The sequence below is a fragment of the Ameyamaea chiangmaiensis genome (assembly GCF_013376175.1).
GTDB lineage: Bacteria > Pseudomonadota > Alphaproteobacteria > Acetobacterales > Acetobacteraceae > Ameyamaea > Ameyamaea chiangmaiensis.
In genome coordinates, this window is the sequence record NZ_JABXXR010000171.1 from 1 (window position 1) to 5,430 (window position 5,430).

6 protein-coding genes and 1 pseudogene are annotated in these 5,430 nt (G+C 67.8%); 6 read left to right on the top strand and 1 reads right to left on the bottom strand.

Annotation, left to right across the window (positions count from 1 at the left end):
- A pseudogene (locus HUK82_RS14220) lies at positions 1 to 244 on the bottom strand (hypothetical protein); the annotation flags it as partial.
- A gap of 252 nt (positions 245 to 496) precedes the next feature.
- Here HUK82_RS14220 and HUK82_RS17500 point away from each other — a divergent pair.
- The 6 genes from HUK82_RS17500 to HUK82_RS14250 all read left to right on the top strand — a co-directional run.
- Positions 497 to 859: a hypothetical protein gene (locus HUK82_RS17500; protein ID WP_176614585.1), complete on the top strand. Its 363-nt coding sequence runs from the start codon at positions 497 to 499 to the stop codon at positions 857 to 859.
- Between the two features lie 77 nt (positions 860 to 936).
- A complete protein-coding gene (locus tag HUK82_RS14230; protein WP_176614586.1) occupies positions 937 to 1,905 on the top strand; it encodes a lytic murein transglycosylase in 969 nt (322 codons plus the stop codon).
- Complete coding sequence (locus HUK82_RS14235; RefSeq protein ID WP_264802229.1) at positions 1,902 to 2,768, top strand: septal ring lytic transglycosylase RlpA family protein; 867 nt, start codon at positions 1,902 to 1,904, stop codon at positions 2,766 to 2,768. Before HUK82_RS14230 ends, HUK82_RS14235 begins: the two co-directional genes overlap by 4 nt.
- A gap of 2 nt (positions 2,769 to 2,770) precedes the next feature.
- On the top strand, positions 2,771 to 4,039 hold the full coding sequence (locus HUK82_RS14240; RefSeq protein ID WP_264802228.1) for a D-alanyl-D-alanine carboxypeptidase family protein: 1,269 nt from the start codon (positions 2,771 to 2,773) through the stop codon (positions 4,037 to 4,039).
- 5 nt (positions 4,040 to 4,044) lie between these two features.
- Positions 4,045 to 4,683 carry a dTMP kinase gene (gene tmk / locus HUK82_RS14245; RefSeq protein ID WP_176614587.1) on the top strand — a complete coding sequence of 213 codons (639 nt, stop codon included), beginning with the start codon at positions 4,045 to 4,047 and terminating at the stop codon, positions 4,681 to 4,683.
- Between the two features lie 19 nt (positions 4,684 to 4,702).
- Positions 4,703 to 5,430: DNA polymerase III subunit delta' (locus HUK82_RS14250; RefSeq protein ID WP_256127039.1), on the top strand; the 728-nt coding region annotated here is incomplete at its 3' end.

The following is a 5,430-nucleotide window of genomic DNA, read 5'->3' on the forward strand; positions in this document are numbered from 1 at the left end:
AGCGCCGTGCCGCGGGCCAGCGCGCGGCCGCCGCACCCAGCCCATAGAGGCCGATATCGCCCAGTATGATTCCGGCGTAGAGCGCGGGTAGGGCGGTGGCCAGCGCGACGCTGCCGGCCTGGACTGCCATGCCGGTCAGCACCGTTGCCGCGTCCTCGAGGATGAACGTGCCGATCACGATGGCCAGCGCCTGCAGCCACGGCACGTGCCCGGCATGGGCCAGCATGGTGGTGAAGTCCGGCATGCCTATGGCCTGTCCACGTCCGGGATGCAGGAAGGAGGAGACGTGGAAATGGGAGCGGTCCGTGCGCTGTGGCGAAAATAGGGGCAACGGTATGACACGGAAGCGTCACAGCCGCCAAACCCGTGGGGCGGCCCTGTATGGCGCCCCTTGCGAACGGGCGAAATTTTATTAACACTCGGAGCGATCTCTGAAGAGGACCCCCCGATGGCCCGTCGTCCTGCCGCGTCTACCACACCCCCCCGGAGCACCACGATGCCCCGTCCTGCGGCACGGACGCCACGTTCGCCAGTCAACACGATCGCGCACAACGCGGTCGCCCCTCCGCGGGAGGCTCCGGCACGCGTGCCGGAGCCAGCGGTAGCGGCGGACCCGCTGCCTCTGGCCATGTTCCGCTTCGACCCGGTTTGGTACAGCGCGACCTATCCGGATGTCGCCGGTCTGGATCCGGCGGCGCATTATCTGGCGTACGGCCATGTCGAGATGCGGGATCCTAACCCGTATTTCAACGCGGCCGACTATGTCGCCGCCAATCCCGACGTCGCGGCGGTCCATGCCAACCCGTTCCTGCACTTCATTTTCTACGGCGCGGCCGAGGGGCGTCCTCTCAAGCCGTGACGCGTCGGGCCGCACAGGCGCACGACACGGCTCCACGTCCGCCCTGAACGGGGCGGACGACAACTCAGGTCCCGATCATGATCCATCGTCGTCAGGTGTTGGCCGCGTCCGCGCTCGCACCGTTTGTTTCGCCTGCGCGTCCTAGGGCGCAGACCTATGCCGCGTTTCTGGACGGTGTGCGGGCCGAGGCGGTTGGTCTCGGCCTGAATGCCGGCATCGTCAGTCGCGCCCTGTCGCTGACGACGGTCCCGAACCCGGACGTGCTCAAGCGCGACCGGCACCAACCCGAATTCACGCTGACCTGGGCGCAGTATCGTGCCCGCGTCCTTGGCCCGACCCGGATCAGCGGCGGCAAGGCGGCGTTCGCCCAGCGTCAGGCAATGCTTGACCAGATCGGCACGCGCTACGGCGTGGATTCGCGTATCATCGTGGGGATATGGGGCCTCGAGTCCGGTTATGGCGCGCATATGGGCACATTCCGGATCGTGGACGCGCTGGCGACGCTGGGTTTCGACGGTCGACGGTCCGCCTTCTTTCGCAGCGAACTTCTGAACGCCCTGCGGATCCTCGATCATGGCGATATCGCGCCCGAGGCGATGATGGGCTCCTACGCCGGGGCGATGGGGCAGCCGCAGTTCATGCCCAGCGCCTATCTGAAATATGCCGCTGACGGGGACGGTGACGGACGTCGCGATATCTGGCGCTCGGAGCCCGATGTGTTCGCGTCCGTTGCGAATTACCTATCGCGCTGTGGCTGGTCGGCGTCCGAGCCCTGGGGGCAGCCGGTTCGCGTCCCCGATACCGTTGCCCAGGCCACGCTTGGCCGCACGCAGGTTCGACCCCTGTCCGCCTGGATGGCCCAGGGCGTGACGCGGGCCGACGGTCGCCCGTTCTCCCGCCCGGACGTCAGCGGCGCGGTGCTGCGTCCCGACGGCCCGGGTGGCGAGAGCTTCATGGTCTATCGCAACTTCAACGTGATCCGCCGCTATAACCCCTCGGATTTCTATGCGCTGGCCGTGGGGCTGCTCGGGAGTGCCGTGGCGTGAGACTGGGCCGCTACGCTGCGATGGTGAGCGTCACCGCTGCCCTTGCATCCTGCCACAAGCCCGCGCCGCCGCTGCCGCCTGAGCAGGTGCACTACACGGTCGGTTCCGGCTGGCGGGGTGAACGCGGCGTGTGGTTCTACCCGCGCGAGGATTTTGCCTACCAGGCAACCGGCCTGGCGGTCGTCGACCGCGACACGGATGCGCACATTACCGCCGACGGGGAACATTATGACCGGTCGGCGATGGCCGGGGCGCATCAGACGCTTCAGCTTCCGTCGATCGTGACGGTGCGCAATCTGGACAATGGGCGTCAGGTAACCATTCGCCTCAACGATCGCGGGCCGGCCGACCCGGGCCGGATCCTGTCAGTGACGCCGACCGTCGCGCGAACGCTGGGGATCGGCGACGCCCCGGCGCGGGTCGAGATCGTGGAAGACGAATCCCGCAGCCGCCAGATCAACGAGCAAAGCCCGGACGCGCGCCATCTGGCGATCCAGGCCGCCCCTGTCGGTGCGGTTAGTGTCGAGACGCTGGGCGGCGCACCGTCCACCACGCCGACCCGCCTGCCCGACAGCGCCCAGGCCGAGCATCTGGCGGTCGATCATCTGCCCGTAACCTATGCACAGGGGTATGCGACGGGTGGCACGCTATGGGTGGACGCGGGGGACTTTTCCCAACGTCGCTATGCGGGCTCGGTCGCGCGGCGGTGCGGTGCGCGCGTCGATTATCGTGCCGATCCGCGGGGTCTGGTATGGCATGTCCGCGCAGGCCCCTTCGCGGACGTCGCCGGGGCTGACAAGGCACTGGACCAGATCCTCGCCGAAGGAGTAACGGGAGCGCGCATCGTGGTGGAGCAGAACTGACCGTGCCGAATCGTAGAACCCTTCTCGCCGGCGCGGCTGCCGGTCTGTCCGGCCTGCTGCCCGGGGCATCCGCCCTGGCGGCGCCGCATCGTCATCGCGCGGCCACCGGCGCAGCGCACAAGCCGCATGCGGCTGGCGGAGACGAGGACGGCGACACGACCGGTGCCGATGGCGCGGCGATGTCGTCCCCGGCGAACACGCCGATCGGCCCGGTGGATACGCTGGCGCGCTGGGCCTGCATCATCGACTTCACCACCGGCGCGGTGCTTATGGAAAAAGCGCCTGACGAGCGCATGCCGCCGTCGTCGCTGACCAAGATGATGACGGCCTACATCACCTTTTCCATGCTGAAATCCGGCCGTCTTCACCTCGACCAGCAGTTGCCGGTCAGTGAGAAGGCATGGCGCATGCAGGGCTCGAAAATGTTCGTGCCGCTGGGACAGGCCGTGGCGGTGCAGGACCTGATCCAGGGCATGGTCATCCAGTCCGGCAACGATGCCTGCATCGTGCTGGCCGAAGGCATTTCCGGTTCGGAAGAGCAGTTCGCCAACCTGATGAACACCGAGGCACAGCGGCTCGGCCTGACCAACACGCATTTCATGAACGCGACGGGCTGGCCCGCCGAGGGGCATTATATGTCCGCGCGCGACGTCGCGTTGCTGGCGTGCGCGATCCTGCGCGATTTCCCGGACTATTATCATTTCTTTTCCGAGACCGAGTACCGGTTCAACAACATCCGGCAGGGCAACCGGAACGTGCTGGTCGACAAGGGACTGGCCGACGGACTGAAGACCGGCCACACCGATGCGGGCGGGTTCGGCCTGTGCGCCAGTTCGCTGCGCAACGGCAACCGTATCGTCATGGCCATCAACGGCATGCCGAGTTCGAACGCCCGCGCGCACGAAGGCGAGAGGCTGCTGGGCTGGGCCTTCGCGAATTTCGAGAACGTGACGCTGGTCGAGCGTGGACGCGTGGTCGACCACGTGCCGGTCTGGATGGGCGCCAGCGCCACGGTCGGCGTCGTGACGACGCGCGACATCGTGCTGACCCTGCCGCATGGCTGGCAGAGCCGGACGCATTTCGCACTCGATTATCAGGCGCCGGTGGCGGCACCGATCGCGGCCGGGGCGCCGCTGGCCGAACTGGTGATCACCAATCCCGGCATGACCGATATCCGCATGCCTCTGGTGGCCGCCCACGGTGTTGAGAAGCTGGGTCTGTTCGCTCGGGCGTCGGCGCGTCTGGGGCTGCACGGCACGGCGCAGGACTGAGACGCGTGACGGGGTTCTTTCTGACATTCGAGGGCGGCGAGGGCGCGGGGAAATCCACGCAGACCCGTCTTCTGGCAGAAAGGCTCCGCCAGCAAGGTCACCGGGTCGTGGTAACGCGCGAGCCGGGCGGTGCACCCGGAGCCGAGGCCCTGCGTGAGTTCCTGTTGTTTAGCGGGCACGAACTGTCCCTGCGCGCCGAGATCTTCGCGATGTTCGCCGCGCGCGCCGACCATGTGGACACCCTTATTCGTCCGGCGCTGGAGCGCGGCGACATCGTGCTGTGCGATCGCTTCACCGACTCGACCGAAGCCTATCAGGCCTGGGGACGGGGCGAGGCAAACCCGGACATGCTTCGTCTGGTGAATGCCCTGCAGGATCAGATCGGGCGGTCGCCGGATCTGACCCTCATGCTGGAGGTGCCGCGCGAGGTCGCGCTTGAACGGCTGGCCGCGCGCGGCGGCCGCACCGACCGCTTCGAGGCCAGCACCGAGGCCTTCCATGAACGTGTGCGACGCGGGTTTGGCGACATTGGCCGCCGTAATCCCCATCGGTGCGTCAGTATAGACGCCACCGGCGCGCCCGATGTCGTGGCCGAGGCCGTGTTTGCGACGGTCGCCGGGGCGCTCGCCTCGCGCCGGGTCTGATCGGGTGGGAGTGGCGGGTCTGGTCGGACACGATTCGGCGGCGGAGGCGTTTCGCGCGGCCCTGTCATCGGCGCGTCTGCATCATGCCTGGCTTATGGCTGGGCCGCCGGGGATCGGCAAAGCCAGCCTTGCCCTCCAATTTGCCCGCATACTGTTGAAGGCCGAAGACCCTGCATCGCCCGCCGGGCGGCGCGTCAGCGCGGGGACGCACGCCGATCTTCTGATGATTGCGCGCGGGATCGACGAAAAGCGTGGGCGCCAGCGCACCGAGATCGTGGCCGACGACATCCGGCCGGCGGGTGATTTCCTGCGCCGCACGGCGGCCGAAGGCGGCTGGCGCGTCGTGGTGATCGACGGCGCGGACCACATGAACCGGAACGCGGCCAATGCGCTGCTGAAAATTCTGGAAGAGCCGCCGCCGCGCGCGTTGCTGCTGCTGACCTGCGACGCGCCGGGTCGGCTGCTGCCGACGATCCGCAGCCGATGCCGCCTGCTGAAGCTCGAGCCCCTGTCGGACGTCGCCATGATACAGGCCTTGCGCGCGCACGATGTGGACGATACGGCGGCGCGGGCGATCCTCGGCCCCGCGCGGGGTTCGCCGGCGCGCGCGCTACAGCTTCTGGGGGCCTCGGACGCCAGCATGGCCGAGGCCGTCGATGCTTTGCTGGACGGCCGGCGCCCGGACGGCGGTGAGTATGTCTTTGCCGAAGGCGTCGCGCGCGGCGACAATGGTTTCCCTGCCTTCTT